The 24641-nt window shown below is 39.9% G+C and carries 16 protein-coding genes and 3 pseudogenes; 10 read left to right on the forward strand and 9 right to left on the reverse strand.

What is annotated here, in order from left to right; translation table 11 throughout:
• The 9 genes and pseudogenes from HMPREF9007_RS0124815 to HMPREF9007_RS16635 form a co-directional block, all read right to left on the reverse strand.
• Window positions 1–1152 (reverse strand): annotated as a pseudogene (locus HMPREF9007_RS0124815) (NADH-quinone oxidoreductase subunit L); the annotation flags it as partial.
• Between the two features lie 87 nt (window positions 1153–1239).
• Window positions 1240–1548: an NADH-quinone oxidoreductase subunit NuoK gene (gene nuoK, locus HMPREF9007_RS16670; protein ID WP_007764713.1), complete on the reverse strand. Its 309-nt coding sequence runs from the start codon at window positions 1546–1548 to the stop codon at window positions 1240–1242.
• A gap of 95 nt (window positions 1549–1643) precedes the next feature.
• A complete protein-coding gene (locus HMPREF9007_RS16665; RefSeq protein ID WP_008760947.1) occupies window positions 1644–2156 on the reverse strand; it encodes an NADH-quinone oxidoreductase subunit J in 513 nt (170 codons plus the stop codon).
• Window positions 2157–2158: 2 nt separating this feature from the next.
• The gene (locus HMPREF9007_RS16660) at window positions 2159–2647 is read right to left on the reverse strand and encodes a 4Fe-4S binding protein (RefSeq protein WP_008760948.1); all 489 of its coding nucleotides are present in this window, start codon (window positions 2645–2647) and stop codon (window positions 2159–2161) included.
• A gap of 10 nt (window positions 2648–2657) precedes the next feature.
• Complete coding sequence (nuoH, locus tag HMPREF9007_RS16655; RefSeq protein ID WP_008760949.1) at window positions 2658–3734, reverse strand: NADH-quinone oxidoreductase subunit NuoH; 1077 nt, start codon at window positions 3732–3734, stop codon at window positions 2658–2660.
• Between the two features lie 115 nt (window positions 3735–3849).
• Entirely contained in the window at window positions 3850–5442 is a 1593-nt protein-coding gene (locus HMPREF9007_RS16650; RefSeq protein ID WP_008760950.1) for an NADH-quinone oxidoreductase subunit D, read from the reverse strand.
• A 20-nt stretch (window positions 5443–5462) separates the two neighbouring features.
• Window positions 5463–6056: an NADH-quinone oxidoreductase subunit B gene (locus HMPREF9007_RS16645; RefSeq protein WP_008760951.1), complete on the reverse strand. Its 594-nt coding sequence runs from the start codon at window positions 6054–6056 to the stop codon at window positions 5463–5465.
• Complete coding sequence (locus HMPREF9007_RS16640; RefSeq protein ID WP_008760952.1) at window positions 6047–6397, reverse strand: NADH-quinone oxidoreductase subunit A; 351 nt, start codon at window positions 6395–6397, stop codon at window positions 6047–6049. Before HMPREF9007_RS16640 ends, HMPREF9007_RS16645 begins: the two co-directional genes overlap by 10 nt.
• Before the next feature lie 113 nt (window positions 6398–6510).
• Window positions 6511–6888, reverse strand: coding sequence for a hypothetical protein (locus HMPREF9007_RS16635; RefSeq protein ID WP_008760953.1), 378 nt, complete (start codon window positions 6886–6888; stop codon window positions 6511–6513).
• 259 nt (window positions 6889–7147) lie between these two features.
• Here HMPREF9007_RS16635 and HMPREF9007_RS16630 point away from each other — a divergent pair.
• The 10 genes and pseudogenes from HMPREF9007_RS16630 to HMPREF9007_RS16590 all read left to right on the forward strand — a co-directional run bounded on the left by HMPREF9007_RS16630 (window position 7148) and on the right by HMPREF9007_RS16590 (window position 24628).
• Window positions 7148–8753, forward strand: a pseudogene (locus HMPREF9007_RS16630) (DUF6377 domain-containing protein).
• Window positions 8754–8943: 190 nt separating this feature from the next.
• Window positions 8944–9468, forward strand: a complete 525-nt coding sequence (locus tag HMPREF9007_RS16625; RefSeq protein WP_008760954.1) for an RNA polymerase sigma-70 factor — start codon at window positions 8944–8946, stop codon at window positions 9466–9468.
• A 75-nt stretch (window positions 9469–9543) separates the two neighbouring features.
• Window positions 9544–9774: a hypothetical protein gene (locus HMPREF9007_RS16620; protein WP_008760955.1), complete on the forward strand. Its 231-nt coding sequence runs from the start codon at window positions 9544–9546 to the stop codon at window positions 9772–9774.
• Window positions 9775–9781: 7 nt separating this feature from the next.
• Window positions 9782–12331, forward strand: a complete 2550-nt coding sequence (locus HMPREF9007_RS16615) for a glycoside hydrolase family 38 C-terminal domain-containing protein (RefSeq protein WP_008760956.1) — start codon at window positions 9782–9784, stop codon at window positions 12329–12331.
• Between the two features lie 34 nt (window positions 12332–12365).
• The gene (locus tag HMPREF9007_RS16610; protein WP_008760957.1) at window positions 12366–14714 is read left to right on the forward strand and encodes a GH92 family glycosyl hydrolase; all 2349 of its coding nucleotides are present in this window, start codon (window positions 12366–12368) and stop codon (window positions 14712–14714) included.
• Window positions 14715–14727: 13 nt separating this feature from the next.
• Window positions 14728–17810 (forward strand): annotated as a pseudogene (locus HMPREF9007_RS16605) (discoidin domain-containing protein).
• 765 nt (window positions 17811–18575) lie between these two features.
• The gene (locus HMPREF9007_RS16600; protein WP_032850275.1) at window positions 18576–19979 is read left to right on the forward strand and encodes an SGNH/GDSL hydrolase family protein; all 1404 of its coding nucleotides are present in this window, start codon (window positions 18576–18578) and stop codon (window positions 19977–19979) included.
• Between the two features lie 70 nt (window positions 19980–20049).
• Window positions 20050–22728 (forward strand): glycoside hydrolase family 78 protein, encoded by a 2679-nt coding sequence (locus tag HMPREF9007_RS16595; protein ID WP_032850277.1) that lies wholly within the window; start codon window positions 20050–20052, stop codon window positions 22726–22728.
• Between the two features lie 9 nt (window positions 22729–22737).
• Complete coding sequence (locus HMPREF9007_RS25990; RefSeq protein WP_277754640.1) at window positions 22738–23397, forward strand: alpha/beta hydrolase-fold protein; 660 nt, start codon at window positions 22738–22740, stop codon at window positions 23395–23397.
• A 559-nt stretch (window positions 23398–23956) separates the two neighbouring features.
• Window positions 23957–24628 carry a GDSL-type esterase/lipase family protein gene (locus tag HMPREF9007_RS16590; protein ID WP_225651866.1) on the forward strand — a complete coding sequence of 224 codons (672 nt, stop codon included), beginning with the start codon at window positions 23957–23959 and terminating at the stop codon, window positions 24626–24628.
• The last annotated feature ends 13 nt before the right edge of the window (window positions 24629–24641 follow it).

Here is a 24641-nt window from a genome sequence, read left to right on the forward strand (position 1 = left end):
TTGCGTAGTCCTCCCATGGCTGACATTTCGTTGGAATGTACTGCATGGATAATGCTGCCGGCACCCAAGAAGAGTAATGCCTTAAACATGGCGTGTGTGAAGAGGTGGAACATGGAAGCCATATATCCCAGTCCTCCGTGGTGCGGGTCCATAGAAGTACAAACGCCCAGTGCTACCATCATAAAACCAATCTGTGAAATGGTCGAGAAGGCCAGCACACGTTTGATATCCGATTGTACGCAAGCCACGCTTGCTGCATAAAAGGCGGTGAAAGCACCTACCCAGGCAATCATATGTAAGGTGTCCGGTGCATAAGCAATGAAAAGCGGGAACATACGCGCTACCAGATAAACGCCGGCAACTACCATCGTAGCCGCATGGATCAAGGCACTGACAGGAGTAGGACCTTCCATGGCATCGGGCAGCCAGATATGCAACGGGAACATGGCACTCTTTCCGGCGCCACCGATAAACATCAGTCCCAAAGCCAATGGAAGCATGGAAGCGCCGCCACTGATCAATGATACCGGTATCCGGTGTGAAGCCGAATGTGCCACCGTAGTATCCGTAAATCAGAATACCGATAAGGAAGCCTAAGTCTGCAAAGCGGGTGACAATGAACGCTTTCTTGGAAGCGGCAATGGCAGCAGGCTTTGTATAGTAAAAACCGATCAGCAGATAAGAACTGACACCCACCAGTTCCCAGAAAAGATACATCTGGAAAATGTTTGTGGCAACAACCAGTCCCAGCATAGACATCGTAAACAGGGACAGGAAAGCGTAATAACGTTGAAAGCCCGTCTCACCTTTCATGTAGCCGAAGGAGTAGATATGCACCATCAGTGACACGGTAGAAATGACAATCAGCATCATCACGGATATAGGATCTAGCAGAATGCCCAGATCAAATCGTAAAGTCTCGGTGAAAGGAAGCCACGTAAAATTATAAGGTATCAATGTGGCAAATGTTCCGTCTTCCAAACGAGGGGCGGAGAAATATTGGAAAGCCGTAACGTACGATAGTACTGCTACTGCTCCCAGTATCAGCGTACCGATAGCACCCGCTGTCCGATGAGACATCCATTTTCCTCCGATTCCCAGAATGAGGAAGGAGAGGAAGGGAAGAAGGAGTATTAGAATTGTTAGTTCCATACAGTTTATTTTAATTACTTGTTTTATTATTGTTCATATTTATCATGATATCCATCCGAATGGAAATTAGGTCGTGCCGCTTTGGCACTACCACTTCAGATCGTCCAGATTGCGGACTTGAATGCTTCGGAGGTTGCGGTAAATGTTAATCATGATGGCGATAGCTATAGCCGTTTCCGCAGCCGAAATGGCGATGGAAAAGAGTGCAAAGAAATAGCCTTCCATGCCTCCCGGAAAGAGAAAACGGTTGAACACGGCGAAGTTGATGTCCGTGGCGTTCAGCATTAACTCTACAGAAATCAGGATAGCCAGCGTATTACGGCGGGTAAAGAACCCATAGATTCCTGCAAACATCATGATGGTAGAAACTACCAGATAATATTCCATGTGTATCATATCTGAAATTATTAGGTTTTAAGTAATAAGTATTAATTCCTTGCGGTTCATTGCGCAGCCTAATACCTGATACTTAATAGTTAATACTTACTTATTTATCTCTTTCGGGCGATCATGATACCACCGATGATACAAGCCAGCAATAAAATACTGATTGCTTCGAAAGGCAATATATAACCATATTTGTCACTGCTTAATAAAGCATTACCAATGGTGTGGATGTTTATTTCCAGCGGAACCAGGTTGGTCGTTTGCAGGAAGTTATGCTTCAGGGTGATAAACAAGATAATCGCTAAACCGGCAATCATCGTAAAGAGTCCTGCCAGAAACCTGCTTCGTTTCAGTTTCTCGGCGCGGTCACCTTCTCCACTGGTCAGCAGGATGGAGAATACATAAAGGACGACGATACCACCGGCATAAACCATAATCTGGACAGACCCCAGAAAGGTGTAACCCAGCAGGAAATAGATGCCAGCCGTGCCGAAGAGCACGAAGAGCAGATAGGTGGCTGAGCGGACAATACGTTGGGTAGTCACCGTCATGATGGACATTGCAATAATAAATGCTGCCAAAAAGTAGAATACTACTGTTTCAAGTGTTGATCCCATATCTAAACTTCTTTTTTCTTTTCAATTACTTTACTACCGGTATGATTCAGTTGCAGGACAAGCTTCGTCCGGTCAAAGACGGCATGTTCGAAGTTCTGGTCGAACGTGATGGCATCATGCGGACAAGCGTTGACACACAGTTGGCAGAACATACAAGCTCCGAGGTCATATTCATATTTTGCCAGGATTTTCTTCTTCTTGCCGTCTTCAGTCTCGATCGTTTCGCTGGTTACGGTGATTGTATCGTTCGGACAAGCTATCTGACACAATCCGCAGGCTACACAGCGGTGTTCGTTATTCTCATTGTGGGGCATTGCCAGTGTACCACGGAACCGGTCGAACATTTTCAGCTCTTTCCGGTTTTCAGGATACTGTTCGGTTACTTTTTTGCGGAAGTATACCTTGATACTGGTTTTCATACCCGTTGCCAGAGTGCTGATACCATGTATCAGTCCTCCCAAATACGTATATTTTTGATCTTTATATTCCATAATTCTTATTTTAGAAGTGGAAGCCAAAGGCAACACAACATGCCATTAATAATAGGTTTACCATAGAAATTGGAACCAGATATTTCCATTCCAGATTCAGAATCTGGTCGATACGCAGGCGTGGGAAAGTCCATTTGATCCACATTAAGAGGAACACAACGAAGAATGCTTTGGCAAAGAACCAGATGAAGCCGGGAATATAGTCCATAACAGCGTTGAATCCGTCCAAACCGATGATATGCAATGGCATCCAGCCTCCCAAAAAGATGGTAGCGGCCACGCTGGCTACGATAAACAGATTCAGATATTCTGCCAGATAAAAGAAACCGAAGTGCATACCGGAATATTCCGTATGATATCCGGCCGTCAATTCACTTTCCGCTTCGGGAAGGTCGAACGGGCCACGGTTACATTCTGCATTTCCGGCAATGAGATAGATGATGAAAGCGATAACGGCAGGAATATGTCCTTTGAAGATAAACCATCCGTCAGCCTGTCCTTCTACGATTTCGGAGAACTGCATGGTGCCCATCAGTACGACCATCGTCATGATGCTCATACCCACTGACAACTCATAACTGATGATCTGTGCGCCGCTTCGCATGGCACCGATCAGCGAAAACTTGTTGTTACTACCCCAACCGGCAAGCAGAATACCTACCACACCGATGCTGGAAGCAGCCAGCAGGAAGAATACGCCCACATTAAAATTCAGAATTTCCGCTCCTTTATTAAAAGGAATACAAGCGAAAGTGAGGAACGAGGCGATAATCACCATGAATGGAGCCAGATTGTAGAGGAAGCGGTCGGCATCCTTCGGAGTGAAAATCTCCTTGGTCAGCATCTTGAGTACATCGCATATCACTTGAATAGAACCCCATTTACCGACACGGTTCGGACCGAGGCGGCACTGGAAGAAACCACAGACTTTGCGTTCCATGTAAATCAGTACGATAGCCAGAATAGCATATAGTGCAACGATGCACACGCCGACAGCTATGCACTCTATAAAGATGGCCCATCCCTCCGGCATAACGGAGAGCAGCAGCTCATGTATCCAGTTTGTTACTATACTAAAGTCGAACATATATATTTTAATTATTAGGTTTTAAGTATTAAGTATTAATTCCATGCGGCATATAGCGTATTGTATAGTCGGTTAATACTTAATACCTTATACTTAATACTTGTTTATCTCTTGTTTATCGGTCGATGTCCGGAACTACATAGTCCAGTGTTCCTCCGATGGCAATCAAGTCGGCAATTTTCGCTCCGCGGCAAATCGTGTCGATTGCAGCAACAAGTGGCAATCCCGTAGCACGATAGTGCAGGCGATAAGGCATCTTGTCACCCTGACTTTCGAGAAAGACTCCGAATTCTCCGCGGCTTCCTTCTACGGCGGCATAATAACTGCCTTCGGGAACGCGGATGATCGGTTTCATCTTTTCCTGATACGGGCCTTCGGGAATGTTGTCTATCAACTGCTCGATAATCTTCAGACTCTCCATGATTTCGTCCATACGTACCAGATAACGGGCGAAACAGTCTCCTTCCGTATAAACAATTTCCTGGAAGTCCACCTTGTCATATACACCGTACGGTATCCGCTTACGTACATCGCAAGCCCAGCCAGAAGCACGGCCTGTACCCCCGGTGCAACCGAATGAGATTGCATCTTCACGGCTTAACACTCCGACGCCCTTCATACGGCTCTGAGCGATAATGTTGCCGGTAAATATGTCGTGGTATTCGTGAATGATACCTCTCATATAAGGGATAAATTCTTTTACCCGCTTGACGAAGTTAGGATGAAGGTCGGCCTGTACACCGCCGATGGTATTGTAGTTCATGATCAGACGTCCGCCGCAAGTCTCTTCAAAAATATCGAGAATCTTTTCACGGTCACGGAATCCGTAGAAGAAAGCAGTCAGTGCTCCAAGGTCCATGGCGAGGGCGGAGTAGAACAGTAAGTGAGAGTCGATACGTTGCAGCTCATCCATAATTGTACGAATGTATTTGACACGGTCGCTCACTTCGATGCCCATCGCTTTCTCGATGCACATACACAAAGCGTGACGGTTCTGATGTGCGCCCAGATAGTCGAGGCGGTCAGTCAATGCCAATGTCTGCGGATATGTAAGACTCTCGTTCATTTTCTCGATACCCCGATGGATATAACCGCAGTTAGCATCGATCTTACGAATAATTTCACCTTCAAGAGAAACGCGGAAGCGCATTACACCGTGAGTTGCAGGGTGTTGCGGGCCAATGTTGACTACATACTCTTCTTCTCCAAAGAGTTTCATTTCTCTGTTTTTAATCGTTCCGTCCGGATTAAGTTCTATTTCCTGTGTTGTATCGAACGTCTCTTCGTTAGCCATACAAAGCGGATTATCTTTCTCCGGATCATTATCTTTACGCATGGGGTATCCTACCCAGTCATTACGTAAGTAAAGGCGGCGCATATCGGGATGCCCTACGAAAACAATGCCATAGTAGTCGAACACTTCACGTTCGTAGAAGTCGGCTATTTTCCATATATCGCTGACTGACGGAATTTCCGGTCGTTCACGGTCGGTAACGGCTGTTTTCAGTGCTATCCGTTCTCCCGTAACAGTCGATTCCAGATGGTAGACAACGCCTAAACCACGGAGTTTCTCCGGTGCGTCTTTTTCGTCTGCTACTCCCCAGTCCATACCAGTGAGGCTTTCAAGGAAGTCCATCTGTTTTTCATTTCGCAAGCGCAGCATTTCGTCGTGTAACGCTGCAGGGACTATAAATTGTATTTCTTGCATAATTCTTCGTTCCTCATTCTTCATTTCATAAATTCCGGTTTCTTCTCTTTTCTGTTCGTTCCACCAAAGAATTTCTCTATTTTCACTTTGCGTTGTAGTTGCATCATGCCGTAATAGAAAGCTTCCGGGCGGGGCGGACATCCGGGGATATATACATCGACCGGAAGAATCTTATCTACTCCATTCAGCACATGATAAGACTTCTTGAAAGGCCCTCCGCTGACAGCACATCCGCCTACGGCAACTACATATTTCGGATCGGGCATCTGATCGTACAAACGTTTCAGTACCGGTGCCATCTTGTTGGTGATTGTTCCGCAGACCATGATCATATCAGCTTGGCGCGGACTGGCACGTGCTACTTCGAACCCGAAGCGGGCCATATCATAACGCGCGGCACCCAGTGCCATGAATTCGATGCCGCAACAGCTGGTTGCGAAAGTAAGCGGCCACAGTGAATTGCTGCGTCCCCAGTTGACAAGGTCGTCCAGAACCCCAAGAAAAACGTTCGCTCCTCCGGCATTAAGTTCCTTGACCAACTTTTCCAATGACTCATTGTCGATGAACTCATCATACGGAATTGATTTTATTTTCGGTTTTTTGGTTATTTCCATTCCAAAGCTCCTTTCCTCCAGGCATAAGCAAGGCCCAGAACCAAAATAATAAAGAAGAAGAGAATACTAACGAGCCCCTGAGGTCCCATGTCATGCATAACTACTGCCCAAGGGAACAGAAAAGCTGTTTCCACGTCGAACATCAGGAACAGGATGGCAAACAGGTAGTAACCTACACGGAACTGCATCCATGATTTACCACGCGTTGGTATACCACATTCATAAGCTTCAAACTTTTGTACATTGTACGAACGTGGTGAAATAGCTCGTGAAAGGGCTATTACTACACCGACAAAAGCGAGCGCTGTCAGTAAAACAACAACTAAAAATGTAAAATTCATAATTTCAATAGCTGTTTAGATTGAATATTATATAGAAATAAACAATTAGTTTCTCCACACCCGGATGAAACCAACTGTAATGAATTGACGAATAAGATAATGGATTGTACCGTCTAAATGACGATCTTCCTTAAACCATATATATAATATGTAATAGGATCGTAAAAGTACTTGGGAATATGGAGTGAATGAGTCTGAGACGTGTTTTGCTGGCTTTTGTATTCACGGAAATAAGTAATCAGCAATTGCACGCTTTTATCTGTAGGGATGTGTGCAACATCCGCATGACTCATATCACAAGACTGGGTAGAATAGAAATAATGAAGACGTTCAAGAGCATTATGAACAGGATGATCCTGAGATACGTAGCACTTCTCCTGGCGATATGTCGGGGGGGATACTCTGCAGTTATCTTCCATTGCTTCATTGGAAACAACATGGATCAGCAAAGCAAGTACCAGAAATAGTCCGTATTTTAAGCTTTGTTTCATCTTTCTCTTTTAACGGCTGCAAATATAGGATTAATATTCATGTTTTTTGCAAAGTCGGGGTTACAAAAAAGTATTTTTTAACTTGCTTTATTTCAAGTCCGTTTTTATTTCAGTGCTACTCTGGAGAATCTTCTTCTTTTATGGTATACATCCGTTCTTATTTGGTTAAAAGATGTAATAAAAAGAACGATTTACGTTCTTTTTGACGAATTACCCAAAGAAAATTCATTTTTTTGCAAATTGTATATAACACATTGATATGAAACACACACTTTGCTTTATAACAATCCTATTGGGTTCTTTGTTGGATCTTTATGCAAATAACGAGAATGATTCTCTATTGAAAGTTTTAGATAAAGTGATTTCTGAGCGTCTTGTGTATACAGAAAAGAAGGAAGCTACTATCAAAGAGCTGAAAGCAAAAAAGAAGGAACAAAAGACCTTGGACGATATGTATCGTCTGAATTCCGAGATTCTCCATCAATACGAAACGTTTGTCTGCGATTCTGCGGAACAGTACATTAATGAGAATATTGAGATCGCTAAGAAACTGGATAATAAAACCTATTTGCTGGAAGGAAGGCTGCAACTGGCTTTTGTTTATTCCTTATCGGGGTTGTTTATTCAAGCTAATGATATTTTCAAATCAATCAATTGTTCGGATTTACCTAGTCATTTACAGGCTTTGTATTGTTGGAATCGTATTCGGTATTATGAAAATTTGATTAAATATACAGATGATGCTCGGTTTGCCAGTGAATATTTGGTTGAAAAAAGAAGCGTATCGAGATACAGTTATGAGTATCTTGTATGATGCATCGGAAGAATATTCGAAAGAAAGAGCTATAAAGCTTCAGGATCAGGGAAATACAAAAGAAGCACTTAAGATACTGACTAAAATTTATCAAAAGGAAAAAACAGGAACTCATGGGTTTGCAATGATGTCTATGGGGCTATCAAGAGCATATCGGCTGGTCGGAGAGCATGAATTGGAAGAAAAGTATCTTATATTAGCTGCTATGACCGATATAAAACTGGCAGTGAAAGAAAATGAGGCTTTGTTGACTTTAGCCGTGAATTTATACCATAAAGGAGATATCGATAGATCTTATAATTATATTAAAGTAGCACTGAGTGATGCTATCTTCTATAATTCCCGTTTTAAGAATACGGTAATAGCTCGTATTCATCCTATTATAGAAAATACTTATTTATATAGGCTGGAAAAGCAAAAGCAGAATCTTCGTTTTTATATTTTGCTCACTAGTTTGTTTGTTGTGGCTCTTGCTATCACTTTGTATTTTACTTATAAACAGACTAAGATTGTTTCCCGTGCAAAGAAGAATCTCAATGTTATGAATGAAGAGTTAGTTGCATTGAACAAGAATTTGGATGAGGCTAATTTAATAAAAGAAAGATATGTAGGCTATTTCATGAACCAGTGTGCCGTTTACATTAATAAACTGGATGAATATAGGAAAAATGTAAATCGAAAAATAAAAACCGGACAAGTTGATGATTTATACAAATCTTCTTCTCGTCCTTTCGAAAAAGAATTGGAAGGATTATATACCAATTTTGATAAGGCGTTCTTAAAATTGTATCCTAATTTTGTCGAAGAGTTTAATTCATTGTTGAAACCGGAAGATTATTATAAACTGGATAAAGACCAGTTGAATACAGAATTGCGTATTTTTGCTTTGATGCGAATGGGGATTACAGATGTTTCGCAAATTGCTGTTTTTTTGCATTACTCAGTACAAACGATCTATAATTATAAGAGTAAAGTGAAGAGAATGTCTTTATTGGATGGAAATATCTTCGAAGAAGAGGTGAAAAAGCTTGGTTCTTTGTCCCAAAAATGATTCTATTTGGTTTACCAAAACCTTAAAATGGTTGTTTGTTAATGTGTTGAATACTAATGTGTTATCTGGAAAAGATGTTCAAAAACGTCTACTTTATAGCCTACTTCCAATAAGGAGTAGGCTTTTTTCATCTCTATATTTGCATCACAAGATTTTTGATAACTGAATACTAATCTAAAGAAACACAGCTATGGATTTTTCAGAATTGTATCTTACTTATTATTCAAAACTGGTTCGGTTTGCAAAAGAATTTGTAATACTGGAAGAGGATGCAGAAAACATAACACAAGATGTGTTTACCGACTTATGGGCGAAACGTGATTCTATGGATCGCATTGAAAATATGAACGCGTATCTTTTCAGATTAATAAAGAATAGATGCTTGGATCATTTGAAACATAAAATGTTTGAACAGAAATATATTGAATCAGTTCAAACCTCTTTCGAAATAGAAATGTCCTTGAAATTACAATCTTTAAATAGGTTTGATGTGTCTGATATCTCGGAAGGAAATGAAACGGAAATGCTCGTTCGTAACGCAATCAATAGTCTGCCTCGAAAATGTCGTGACATATTTTTATTAAGTCGTGTCGAAGGGTTAAAATATAGAGAAATCTCAGAACGTTTGGGTATTTCAGTAAATACTGTAGAATGTCAGATGGGGATAGCACTCAAAAAGTTAAGGGTAAAACTAAATATTTGCCTTGCAGCATGAGTTTTAATAATTTTATTGATATTTTTTTAGGGGTATTTACTGGGATAATCGTTCTTTTGTAAAAAGGAACGAATAATGGGAACTAATTTAAATAAATATTTTGCAGGTGAATTGACTTCAGAAGAAAAGGAAGTCTTCCTTCTGAATGTGAAGAATAATGGGGAAATGCGCGAAGAATTTATTGAGTATCAGAGTGTTGTTGCTCTTGTGGATTGGTCGTTCCCTAAAGATGATAAAGAACTTGCTAAGCAAAAACTATCTGAATTTATGAGTCGGATAGAGAATAGCGAAAATAAAAAGGCTTAAAAATACCATGAATAGACTTAATAACATCATATTACTAGTCGTCTTTATATGTACGCATGCTCATTCGCAACAAGCTTATTTTGTTGATGGATATCATGGAGGGATATACGGGCATTATCCGGTGAAGTGGAAAACTCAGTTTATTGTCGACCAGTTATCCAAGCATCCGGATTGGCGAATTTGTCTGGAAATAGAGCCTGAAACATGGGATACGGTGCAAATACAGACTCCCGGAGCCTATCGACAATTAAAAAACGTAGTAGTAACTAAGCAGGTAGAGTTTACAAATCCTACTTATGCTCAGCCTTATTGTTATAATATATCGGGCGAAAGCATTATACGTCAGTTTCAATATGGTATTGCTAAGATAAATAAACATTTTCCGGGAGTGACTTTTACCACTTATTCTGTGGAAGAACCCTGTTTCACAAGTTGTTTGCCTCAGATATTGAAGTTATTTGGTTTTAAGTATGCCGTACTCAAATGCCCGAATACTTGTTGGGGAGGATACACTAACGCTTATGGCGGCGAATTGGTCAATTGGGTAGGCCCGGATGGAACTCCCATTCTTACTGTTCCTCGCTATGCTTGCGAGAAATTGGAAGAGAATTCTACTTGGCAAACAACTGCTTGGTGTAATGAAGAATCTTATCTGAATGCTTGTCGTGATGCAGGGATTGAACATCCTGTGGGAATGTGTTTCCAAGATGCCGGATGGAAAAATGGTCCATGGTTAGGAAGTGGAAAGAATACAAAAAGTAATTCAGTTTATGTGACGTGGAAAGATTATTTTGAAAATATTTCCATTGGTAAAACGAATGATGACTGGCATTTCTCGCAGGAAGATATGCGTGTAAACTTAATGTGGGGAAGCCAAGTGTTGCAGAGAATTGCTCAAGAAGTACGTACTTCTGAGAATAAAATAATAATAGCAGAGAAGATGTCTGTTATTGCTCATCTTGCCAATGGGTACACTTGTGTTCAGGAAGATTTGGATGAAGCATGGCGTACTTTGATGCTTGCGCAACATCATGATTCTTGGATCGTACCTTACAATGGCCTAAATAAATTTGGAACCTGGGCGGATCAAATAAAGCGATGGACAGATGAGACAAATACTGTGGCTGATAAAATTACAGCTGCTTCTATATTCAGTTTTGATAACGATACTATTAATACTGAAAAAGCCCAGGGATTTGTACGTGTTTATAATACATTGGGAACAAAAAGAAAAGAACTGGTAACTGTTGAACTCCCTCAGGAATATGCAGACTTTGATTTGGAAGTCAATGATTATAGAAATAAAAAAGTTGATTATTCAATAGGAAAAGAAGGTGGAAAAATAAGATTGTTGTTTGAAGCAGATGTTCCTCCCTTTGGTTACTCCACATATCGTATTAAACAAGTAAAGACAGGTAAAAGAACGGTTTCAGGAAGCGAAAAGATTATAAATGAAGGAGAATATGTGGTTGAAAATGATATGTATAAAATTGTTTTTGACTTGTCGAAGGGAGGAATTATTAAAAGCCTTGTAGCAAAAAAAGAAGAAAACAAAGAATTTGCCAAACAATCGGGTGAATATTCTATAGGTGAATTGAGAGGCTATTTTTATGACGAAGGCAAGTTTCGCTCTTCTACAGAAGCTCCGGCTAAGCTGACGGTTTTGCGAAGTAATATACAAGAGACAAAGGTAAAACTGGAAGGGAAAATAGCTTCACATCCTTTTGTACAGATTATAAGCATTGCTCAAGGGGAGAAGCGTATCGATTTTGACCTTACTATTAATTGGAAGAAAAATGTAGGTATTGGAGAATATAAAGAAAATAGTTGGCGGGATAATCGCAGAGCTTATTGTGATGACAGATTTAAGTTAAGTGTACTTTTCCCTGTAAATCTTCATTCTCCTCGTATTTATAAAAATGCGCCGTTTGATGTTTGTGAAAGTAAGTTAGATGATACTTTTTTCAATAGTTGGGATCAGATTAAGCATAACATTATTCTTCATTGGGTTGATTTGGCAGAACAGGAAGGAGATTATGCATTGGCTTTATTCGCAGACCATACTACTTCCTATTCACACGGAAAAGATTATCCGTTAGGACTGACTGCCCAATATTCTGGTAATGGGCTTTGGGGACCTGACTATAAGATCACGGGACCGTTGAAAATGAAATATGCTATTGTTCCTCATCGTGGCAAATGGGACAAGGCTGCTATAGCCACGAAGAGCGATTGTTGGAATGAACCATTGTTATGTTCCTATCATTCATTTGCAAAATTGGAGTCAAGGTCACTGGTAGACTTAAAAAATACCGGTTATCAGGTGAGTGCAGCCAATATAAAAGATGGAAAAATAATCTTGCGATTGTTTAATGCGGAAGGTGACAGGAAGCAGCATAATATTACTTTTGATATGCCGCTGTCTAGTATAGAAGAAGTAGATCTGAATGGTAGAGTTATAGATAGAAAGACAATAAAAACACGTACCGGAAAATCTGAAATTAGTATTTCTATGCCTCGTTTCGGTCTAAAGACATTTGCTTTGAACTTGAATTGAACATATTCTAATAATAGTAAACTGTAATATTTTTATGTATAAAGCTAGCGCTAATATTTTAATAGCTTGCTCTTTTTTGTGGCTGACTGCTTGTTCTTCAGCAGGAGTAGTAACAGAAGAATTAATTCCGACTGATTATGTAAATCCTTTTATAGGAGCTAGTACCAGTGTAGGAGCTGCCGGTGTTTATCATGGATTAGGTAAGACATTTCCTGGCGCTACTACTCCGTATGGTATGGTACAAGTAAGTCCCAATACTATAACCGGAGGTGATAATAGTTCCGGTTATAGTGATGAACACAAAACCATTGAAGGCTTTGCCTTTACTCAGATGAGTGGAGTGGGCTGGTTTGGGGATTTAGGAAATTTCCTGGTGATGCCTACAACGGGCGAACTGCAAAAAATAGCGGGTAAAGAAGATGGTAGTATAAAAGGGTATCGTTCTTCTTATGATAAAGCTACCGAAACAGCTAAAGCGGGATATTATTCGGTAGAACTGACTGATTATAAGATTAAAGTAGAGAGCAGTGCGACACCTCATTGTGGAATATTGCAATTTACTTTTCCTTCGAATGAACAATCTCGTATTCAGATAGACCTGGCACGTAGAGTGGGGGGGACTTCTACTTCGCAATATGTGAAAGTATTGGATGATTATACCATTCAAGGCTGGATGAAGTGTACACCTGATGGTGGTGGATGGGGAAATGGTGAGGGAAATTCCGATTACACAGTTTATTATTATGCACAATTTAGTAAACCATTGAGTAATTATGGCTTTTGGAGTGCGGATATTCCCGATGAATGGGTTCGGAAGCGTGATGAAGTGGTAAGTATTCCCTATCTGACACGTATATCACAAGCTCCGGTCATTAAAGATAAGAAAGAACTGGAAGGAAAGCACCTTGGCTTCTTCACAGAATTTCCCACAAAAGAGGGAGAACAGGTTGAGATGAAAGTAGGCATTTCCTTTGTCGATATGGAAGGAGCAGTTAATAACTTTAAACAGGAGATTGCTTCTAAAAACTTTGCTCAAGTAAAACAGGAAGCGAGTGATTTGTGGAATAAAGAACTTAGCCGTATACGGATATCCGGTGGAACTGATGACGAAAAAACTGTTTTTTATACATCATTATATCATACGATGATTGACCCTCGAATCTATACAGATGTTGATGGGCGATATATTGGCGGAGATAAAAAGGTATATGAACAGGACGGTACATTTACCAAGCGTACTATATTTAGTGGTTGGGATGTTTTCCGTAGCCAGTTCCCTTTACAGGCGATGATTAATCCGCGTTTGGTGAGTGATGCGTTGAATTCGCTGATAACGATGGCAGATCAGAGCAGACGGGAATATTATGAACGTTGGGAACTTCTGAATTCTTATTCTGGCTGTATGATAGGTAATCCTGCACTGTCGGTGCTGGCAGATGCTTATATGAAAGGAATTCGCACGTATGATGTAGAAAAAGCATATCAATATGCAGTCAACACGTCAGCTAAGTTTGGGAATGATTCGTTGGGATATACTCCTGAACCGTTGAGTATTTCATATACGCTGGAATATGCCTATGCAGACTGGTGCGTGGCTCAATTGGCAAAGGCGTTGGGGAAAGAAGAAGATGCAAAGCGCTTTTATGAAAAAGGGAAAGCCTATCGTAACATGTTTGATGCGGAAAAAGGCTGGTTCCGTCCCCGGAATGCAGATGGATCATGGAAAGCATGGCCGGAGAATGCACTGACCGAAGAATGGTATGGTTGCATTGAGTCGAATGCGTATCAGCAAGGCTGGTTTGTGCCGCACGATGTTCCGGGAATGGTTGAACTGATGGGAGGCAAGGAAGAGGTTATAGCTAATCTGACTAATTTATTTGACCACACTCCTTCTGATATGTTATGGAATGATTATTATAATCATGCTAATGAACCGGTACATTTTGTTCCTTTCCTTTTTAATCAGTTGGATGTACCTTGGTATACACAGAAGTGGACACGATATATTTGTAAAAATGCTTATGCGAACAAAGTAGAAGGGATTGTGGGCAATGAAGATGTAGGACAGATGTCGGCCTGGTATATATTGGCTGCTTCCGGCATTCATCCTTCCTGTCCCGGTAACACCCGCATGGAAATAACCAGTCCTGTTTTTGACAAGGTAGAATTTAATCTGGACTCAAAATATCATCAAGGGAAAGTATTTACAATTATTGCTCACAACAACAACACAAATAATCTATATATACAAAAAGCTTTGCTGAATGGCAAGGAGTACAATAAATGTTACCTTGACTTTGCTGAAATCGCAGCAGGAGGAACATTGGAATTATTTATGGGCGATAAGCCCAATACAGAATGGGGTGTTTTATCTAACATTTAAATAACTGAATATTATGATGAATAAGTTTAGACTTCTTTTACTAGCATCAAGTTTGTTTGTACTGAATGGAATAGGGCATGCTCAGACTTCTACCATGTCACTGAACAGTTCCAATCCTAAGATAGTATGGGAAGTCAAACCGCAGGCAGATTTGAATAATATAGGGGGAGAACAAATCTCTACCCCCGGTTTTAAAATGCCGGACTATGTAAAAGGCGTAGTTCCCGGAGCTGTTTTTACAGCATATGTTGAAGCTGGAATCGTTCCCGATCCTAATTACGCTGATAATATATATAAAGTAGATGAGACGTTTTATAACCGTCCTTTCTGGTATCGTACGGAGTTTGAACTTCCGGCATCTTATTCAGCAGGTAAGCGTGTTTGGCTTCATTTTGATAATACCAACCGTTTCGCAGATTTCTATTTTAATGGAGAAAAAATATCGGGAACGAAGACATCCACTAAAGATGTGAGCGGACATATGTTGCGTTCTAAATTTGATGTGACACATCTGATTAAGAGATCAGGAAAGAATGCGGTTGCGGTTCTGATTACTGATCCTGATCAGAAAAAGACTCGTAAAGGAAAAGATCCGTATGGTGTTGCTTGTAGTCCCAGCTATCTGGCAGGTGCCGGTTGGGATTGGATGCCGTATGTGCCGGGACGTCTTGCCGGAATTACAGGAAATGCTTATCTGGCTATTACAGGTGATGCTGTGATGGAAGATCCGTGGATTCGCTCGGAATTGCCGACTTTGCAACAAGCAGAACTATTTTTCTCTACAGGAATCAAGAACGTTTCTTCTGCTCCGAAAGAAGTGGAAGTTTCCGGTGTTATTCAGCCGGGAAATATTACTTTCTCCAAGAACATTCGGGTGGAAGGAAAAGAAACAGTACAGTTGTCGGTGGATAAGAGCGATTTTGCTGCATTAGTCATTCGTAACCCGAAACTTTGGTGGCCTAACGGCTATGGAGAACCGAATCTTTATACCTGTAAACTGACTTGTTCGGTAGATGGAAAAATATCGGATGAAAAGGATATTACTTTTGGTATCAAGAAGTATGAGTATAAGATGATCAACAACGTAGTGAATTACCCGGTCCTTACATTCTTTATCAATGGGCAGAAGATTTATCTGAAAGGTGGAAACTGGGGTATGAGCGAGTATTTGCTTCGTTGTCATGGCAAAGAGTACGAAACGAAAATCAAGTTGCATAAAGATATGAACTACAACATGATCCGTTTGTGGACAGGTTGTGTGACTGATGATGAATTCTATGATTATTGCGATAAGTATGGAATCATGGTGTGGAATGATTTTTGGCTGTATGTCGCTTATAATGATGTAGCTGAGCCGGAAGCATTCAAAGCAAATGCTCTTGATAAGGTGAGACGTTTAAGGAATCATCCTTCTATAGCTATCTGGTGTGGTGCTAATGAAACACATCCGGCACCCGATTTGGATAATTATTTGCGTGAAATGATAGCTCAGGAAGATAAAAACGATCGAATGTATAAGTCTTGTTCCAATCAAGATGGTTTATCCGGAAGCGGATGGTGGGGAAATCAGCCCCCTAAGCACCATTTTGAGACTTCGGGCAGTAATCTGGCATTCAATAAACCTGCTTATCCGTATGGTATAGATCATGGTTATGGTATGCGTACTGAAATAGGAACGGCTACTTTCCCGACATTTGAAAGTGTGAAATTGTTTATTCCTCAGGAGTCATGGTGGCCTCTGCCTACTGATGAACAATTGAAAGATGATGATGATAACGTTTGGAATAAGCACTTCTTCGGCAAAGAAGCGTCCAATGCCAATCCTATCAATTATAAGAAATCAGTGAATACGCAATTCGGAGAATCTTCGAGTCTGGAAGAGTTCTGTGAGAAAGCTCAGTTGCTGAATATTGAAGTAATGAAAGGGATGTATGAAGCATGGAATGATAAGATGTGGAATGATGCGGCAGGGCTTTTGATCTGGATGAGTCACCCGGCATATCCATCATTCGTGTGGCAGACGTACGATTATTATTATGATCCTACCGGAGCTTATTGGGGAGCAAAGAAGGCTTGCGAACATCTTCATCTTCAGTGGAACTCATCTAATAACAGTATAAAAGCTGTAAATACTACTACCAAAGACTTGAAAGGCGCTTATGCCAAAGCGACCATCTACAACCTGAACGGAAAAGAGGTTGCGGCATATGGACGTACAAAACAGATGGATGTACCGGCAAGTAACATTGCAGAAGCGTTCACGTTAAACTTCAATCCGTACAATTTGGCTTTTGGCAAGAATGTGATAGCTTCTTCATCATCACCATCCAGATCGGCTTCTTTAGTAGCTGACGGAGGGGCAGGCAGTCGTTGGGAAAGTGATGCGAGTGACTCTCAATGGATTTATGTTGACTTGGGTAAGAAAGAAAAATAGAGCATGTTGTGTTGAAATGGGAAACGGCACGTGCCAAAGAGTACGAGATCCAAGTGTCGAATGATGCGAAGAAATGGAAAACAGTCTATACAAACAAAGATGGACAAGGCAGTACAGATGAGATAAAACTTTCTCCAGTTACTGCACGCTATGTGAAAATGGCAGGAGTTAGCCGTGCCACAGACTTTGGATATTCACTGTATGAATTTGAAATATATGGTAAGAAACAAAAGAATGTTGAGGAACTGACTCCGCTCCATTTCATCCGGTTAGAACTGACTGACGCAAATGGTAATTTGATTTCAGATAATTTCTATTGGAGAAACGGCGTGACAGATCTTGACTATACAGCTTTGAATACATTGCCGGAAGCAGAACTGTCGTGCAAATTAGTTGATAAGTCAATGTTATCCGAAGGGAAGATGAAATTGTCGGTAAAGAATCATTCGAAAACTGTTGCTTGTGCTAACCGGATAAGATTGGTGAATACGGCTACACAAGAAAGAATCCTTCCTGTTATCATGTCTGATAATTATATAACTTTGATGCCGGGTGAAGAGCGGACTATTTCTGTTGAGGCGGAACCGGAAATGTTGAAAGGAGGAGTCAGTGTTTTGCTAAAACAATATGGTAAGGCTGAACAAAAGAAGTTGGATATATGATATACGTAGAAAACTAAGGGGCACCTTTTTAATTTGAACACCAGAAGACATTACCTGTCCTGTCTTCTGGTGTTTTTAATTTCCCTCTATATTGTGCCTGATATATTCAGGAAGAGTAGAAAGTGAACTTTCTTTTTTGAATAACCTGCTTGATTTAATAGACAATGATCAGTTTATTAATCTATTATGTGTACTTGCTTAATATCTTTTGGAACTAACAACAGTTCGTTTCACATACGTGGTCCTATCGCTTCACATACGTGATCCCATTAGCTCACGTACGTAGACCGAACGCTCCACGTACGTGAAACTAAGAAATGTTACTGACAAAGTTTATTAGTCTTGCCTTCTTCATATATTAATGTTACCGACATTTGTTTTATTTGTACCATGATAAATAGTCCTATGTATGAACAGAATGAAGAAAATAAGGCTTTAGAGTTGAATAAATAAGTGAGCATACTTGATTTGTAGTGGGATAGGGGTGACAATAGAAACTTATAAAATTCTATTATCACCCTTATTATCACCAGTTATTATCACCATTACTTGCTTGATTGATAGCTGTTTATCTTTAAAAAGTGACAAGTGACAATAAAAAACTGTTTTTTTCTTAGTGGGAGTTACTTGAAAAATAAAACATTTATTTTAGTGGTTAAGTAAACTTGAATCGTCTTTTTTAATAAGATTCTTTTTTATTCAAAGTTGGAAAAGAGAATGTTTTGAAAGATAAATAATTAAATTTGTAATAAAGTGTATAATCAAATGAATAGTAAAATAAACGTAAAGGTCTTTTTCCTGCTATTTCTAATCTGTGTTTGTTCTAATAGCCTGTACGCACAATCAATTCCACCCTTTAAAAAAGGAGAACGGGTAGTCTTTGTTGGAAATAGTATAACTCATGGTGGACATTATCATTCATTTGTGTGGTTATATTATATGACTCGTTTTCCAAACAAACTGATTACAATAATGAATGCCGGAATTGGCGGTGAGAGTGCGTGGGATATTAAAGATCGGTTGGACTACGATGTTTTTGACAGAAAACCGACTTATGTAACTCTGACTTTTGGTATGAATGACACAGGGTATGATATTTTCTGGAAAGAGAATGCTAAGGAGTTGTCGGAGCAACGGATTGAAAAATCTTTGGAAAGCTTTCGGGAAATAGAGAAGCGCTTGCTGGCAGAGAATAAAATGACCAAAGTGCTGATAGGTGGATCACCTTATGATGAAACTACGAAATTGAACAGTTTACTTTTTCTTCATAAAAATGATGCTATTTTAAAGATAATTGATGCCCAGCGTAAGGCGGCTAAGAAAAATGGATGGGGATTTGTGGATTTTAATCAGCCGATGGTACAAATAAGTCTGGAAGAGCAAAAGAAAGATTCGACATTCACTTTTTGTAGAGTAGATAGAATCCATCCTGATAATGATGGACAGATGGTGATGGCTTATTTATTTTTAAAGGCGCAGGGACTGGCTGGAGTCGAAGTTTCGGATATTTCAATTGATGCAAATAACAAGAATCTATTAAGTCATAGGAATTGTAAGGTCTCCAAACTAAAGAAAGAAGCTGGTGGTTTAAGTTTTGATTATTTGGCAAATTCACTTCCTTATCCTTTGGATTCTATTCCAAGACATGGTTGGGGAAATAAAAGGTCACAACGTGATGCTATGGATTTGATACCATTTATGAAGGAATTTAATCAAGAACGTTTGCAGGTGACTAATTTAGAAAAAGGACATTATCGGCTGACAATAGATGGATTGTTTATCGATAATGTTTCATCTGGACAGTTGGAAGATGGTATCAATTTGGCCGATTATCCCAATACACCCCAATACCAGCAAGCCATGAAAATCATGTATCTGAATGAAGAACGTTTTGAAGTAGAAAAACGTTTCAGAGAATATTTGTGGACAGAATATTCGTTCTTGAAAAAGGAAGGTCTGCTGTTTGCTGATAATGAGAAGGCGATAAATAAACTTAGGGAGTATTTACCTAAAGATGGTTTTCTGAGGATGAGTTATGAGTGGTATACCAAAGCGATGTATCCTGAGATACGCGAAGTATGGAGTAGATATATGAAGATCATCGTCGATACAATTTATAAAATGAATAAGCCGACAACTCATAAAGTCAAGTTGACAAAGATAGGTTGAGTAATGCATTATCCATTATAAGAGTGTTGGGGTGATGATCCATAGCTGTAATATTCGCAGAAACTTATTTATGAGGAATAAAAAACTGTTACTAGGCATAGGAATAATGTGTTGTCTTTGGTGTTTGCCAAAGATTGTACATGGGAAAGAAAACAAGGTCTCTTTTTCTTTAGTGGAGTTAAAATGTGAGAATATGGTTGATCCTTTAGGGATTGACAACGTTACTCCCCATTTGAGTTGGAAGTTGAAAGGAGATGGGGTGGTGGATGGACAAGCATTTTACGAAATTCAGGTAGCGTCAGATAGTCTTCTATTAATTGGGGGGAAGGCTGACTTATGGAAATCGGGGAAGTTGAAGTCTGATGTTTCTGTGATGGTGCCTTATCAAGGCTTACCTTTGGCTTCGCGTTCTTTATGCTACTGGAGGGTACGTGTCTGGGATCGGAAAAGGCATGTTTCCCAATGGAGTCCGGTGGCGCGTTTTTCTGTTGGTCTTTTGAATAAGGAACAGATACACGGTGTCTATATCGGTTCATCACCGGAAGGAGGCAAGGTTTGTGCTCCTTTACTTCGTAAAAAAGTGCAAATAGGTGAACTGGCAACGACTTTTCTGTATGTGAATTCGCTGGGATATCATGAAGTATATGTCAATGGAAAGAAGGTTACGGAGAATGTTCTTACCCCTGCAGTCTCTCAACTGAATAAACGTTCGTTAATGGTCACTTATGACGTATCTTCTTATTTGAAAGAAGGAGAGAATGACCTGCTGATATGGCTTGGACAAGGGTGGTATAAGAAAACTACTTTTGGTGCTGCTTATGACGGTCCGTTGGTAAAAGCGGAACTGAATATGCTGAGAAATGGAAAATGGGAAGTATTGACTGCAACTGACACTTCTTGGAGGGGACGAGAAAGTGGCTATTCGGATACAGGTAATTGGTGTGCTTTACAATTTGGTGGTGAAAGGGTGGATGGGAGAATAGTGCCGACAGATTTTTCAACTTATTCTCTAGATAAAATGAAATGGTATCCTGTGGTGGAAGTAAATGTACCAAGACACATTGTTTCACCTCAAATGTGTGAAGCTAACAAGATACATCAAACGTTGCAACCTGTTTCTATCAGGAAACTTAGTGAAGATACCTGGTTGGTAGATATGGGAAGAATACAGACCGGATGGTTTGAAATGAAGATGCCGATGTTATCTGCGGGACATGAGGTCACGATGGAATATAGCGATAATCTGACTAAAGAAGGAGAATTTGACAAGCAAGGTGAAAGTGATGTCTATATTGCAGGTGGACAGAGGGGAGAATATTTTAGGAATAAATTCAATCATCATGCTTATCGTTATGTCCGTATCTCCAACCTTCCGGCAAGACCGAAAACTGAATGGATAAAATCTCTCCAGATTTATGGCGATTATCGGCAGACTGCGACTTTCGAATGTTCGGATGCTGACTTGAACGCCATTCATAATATGATTCAATATACTATGAAGTGTCTGACATTTAGCGGATATATGGTCGACTGTCCGCATTTGGAGCGGGCAGGCTATGGTGGCGATGGAAATTCGTCTACAATGAGTTTGCAAACAATGTATGACGTAGCACCGACTTTCACAAACTGGATACAAACATGGGGAGATTCAATGCGCGAAGGGGGAAGTCTGGCCCATGTAGGTCCTAATCCCGGTGCAGGTGGCGGTGGTCCGTATTGGTGTGGATTTATTGTACAGGCGCCATGGCGAACGTATGTGAATTACAATGATCCGAGATTAATAAAGAACTATTATCCGAAAATGAAAGAATGGTTCTCATATGTGGATAAATATACGGTGGATGGATTGCTGAAACGCTGGCCTGATACTCAATATCGGGATTGGTTTCTTGGTGACTGGCTTGCACCGATAGGAGTAGATGCAGGAGCACAATCTTCTGTTGATCTGGTAAATAATTGTTTTATCAGTGAATGTTTGGGGACAATGGAAAAAATAGCTCTGATGCTTGGGGAAAAAGAGGAGGCAGAGAAGTTTGCTATGCGCAGGAAGAATCTAAATGAGTTGATTCATCAAAAGTTTTATCATCCGGGTAAAGGTATCTATTCTACAGGTTCACAGTTGGATATGTGTTATCCAATGCTTGTAGGAGCTGTACCGGATTCTTTGTATGATGATGTGAAAAGAAAGATGATGACTGATACTGAAAAGCAGCACAAAGGTCATATTGCTGTAGGGTTGGTAGGTGTCCCAATTTTGACAGAGTGGGCTATTCGTAACAGGGAAGTTGACTTTTTATATCAAATGTTGAAGAAACGTGATTATCCAGGTTATCTGTATATGATAGATAATGGTGCTACAGCGACTTGGGAGTATTGGAGTGGTGAACGGAGTAGGGTGCATAACTGCTATAATGGAATCGGAACCTGGTTTTATCAAGCAATAGGGGGACTTAGAATAGATGAATCGGTACCCGGTTATCAACATGTATTTATTGATCCTCAAATACCGAAAGGTGTGACTTGGGCTAAGGTGACAAAAGATACTCCATATGGTGTGATTGCTGTTGACTGGGAATTGACAGATAATATTATGAATCTTCAAGTGGATATTCCAGTTGGGGTTACTGCTACACTCTGTATTCCCGATGAGGCTGTATCCTGTATGATGGATGGGAAGAATATTCGCATAGAAAAGAAAATGATTCAATTAAAAGCAGGTAATTTTAAATATTATATTTACATGAAATAATAGATACGTATGAAAAAACATTTATTATCAGCGCTTTTAGCGATGTGTCTGGTTACTACGGCTTTTGCCCAGCAAGGGAAAGTGTATGAGACACGTACCGTAAAAAGTAAGATTCTGGGAATGGAACGTAGTTATTCCATTTATTTGCCAGCAGGCTATGAGGAAGGAGATGGTAGTTATCCGGTATTGTATTTGCTTCATGGATTAGGAGATAATCATACGGGATGGGTGCAATTTGGGCAGGTTCAGTATATTGCAGATAAAGCGATTGCTGAGGGTAAATCAGCTCCGATGATTATTGTTATGCCAGATGCTGACACGGTTCATAAAGGTTATTTTAACTTGTTGGATGGAACATATAATTATGAGGACTTCTTTTTTCAAGAATTGATTCCGCATATCGAGAAAACGTATAGAGTGCGTGCTGAAAGTCGTTATCGTGCTATCTCCGGTTTGTCTATGGGAGGTGGTGGAGCGTTGTTTTATGCTCTTCATTATCCGGAGATGTTTGTTGCTGCTGCTCCGTTAAGTGCTGTTGGAGGGGCATGGACATTCGATCAGATCAAGAGTCAATCAGATTTATCGAAGGTGTCAGAAGAAAAAAAGCGGAAGTTCTCGGGCAAATGGATATACAAACTATCTTGGAGAAATCTCCGAAAGAAAAGCTAGACCGTATCAAATGGATTCGTTGGTATATCAGTTGTGGTGATGATGATTTCTTATCGGTAACGAACTGTCTTTTACATAACACGTTGTTACAGCATCAGGTTGGTCATGAATTTCGTATGAAAGACGGCAGTCATTCGTGGACTTATTGGCGGATGGAATTACCTGAGGTTATGCGATTTGTTTCTAAAATATTTACTCAATATTGAGCGTAAGTAAAGTGATTCTTAACAAAATAGGCTTTGAAGATCAAGTCCTTTTGTCGTATGAATTAAAATTTATAGATATTTTTTTATTTCTTTTTAGTGGTATTTGCTTGCTTACTCGTTCTTAATATAAACATTGTTTTTTATGGGTTTAATTTAGGTAAAAGGTTAGAATTGGTGTTTGATTGGTTTTCAAGTTTATCCTCCGGTTAAAATTTGCTCCTCATTGCTTTTACTACACCGGAGGGAACTTGTAAAATACTGTAGGTCAAGATAGGTAGATCGTTTTTTTAAAGGTAAAGAGGTTTTGTTTTCAGTTAAAAACAGGAAAAATAGTGACTAGAATACAAAATCATATGACGAAAATAGTTCGAATATTAGTTTTCGCATTTCTGATGCTTATACCTGTTTGTGGTGTAGCGCAGGATAAAATTAAAATAGCTTGCATTGGCAATAGTATAACTGAAGGGGCTGACAATTATCCGACTCCTTTGGCTCGTATGCTTGGAGATCGATATGAAGTTGGCAATTTTGGAAAGTGGGGCCATACTTTATTGCGAAAAGGTGATCATCCTTATATGAGTACCGATGCATTTATCAATGCACAGAAATTTCAACCGAACGTTGTAATTATTAAACTTGGTACAAATGATTCCAAGCCGGAGAACTGGAAATATAAGGATGAATTTGAAACTGATTTAGAGTATATGATCAGCACTTTTCAGAAGTGTGGATCTAAACCAAAAATTATTATATGTCGTTGTATTCCGGCAAGTAATAATTTATATGGGATCCGTAATGAAATAATAAAAGATGAAATTTATCCGATACAAAAGAAAGTAGCTAGGAAGTTTCATCTGAAATTGGTAGATCTGTATAGCCCATTAGAACATAAAGTTGATTCAACTTGCTATGTATGGGATAATGTACATTTGAATAAGAGCGGTTCGCTTATATTGGCGGAGCATATATATAAAGCTATTACAGGTAAAAAAGCTCCTAAATTGGAAAATGCATTTGCTAACTAGAAGAAAAATCATA

The sequence above is a fragment of the Bacteroides sp. 1_1_14 genome (assembly GCF_000162515.1).
GTDB lineage: Bacteria > Bacteroidota > Bacteroidia > Bacteroidales > Bacteroidaceae > Bacteroides > Bacteroides thetaiotaomicron.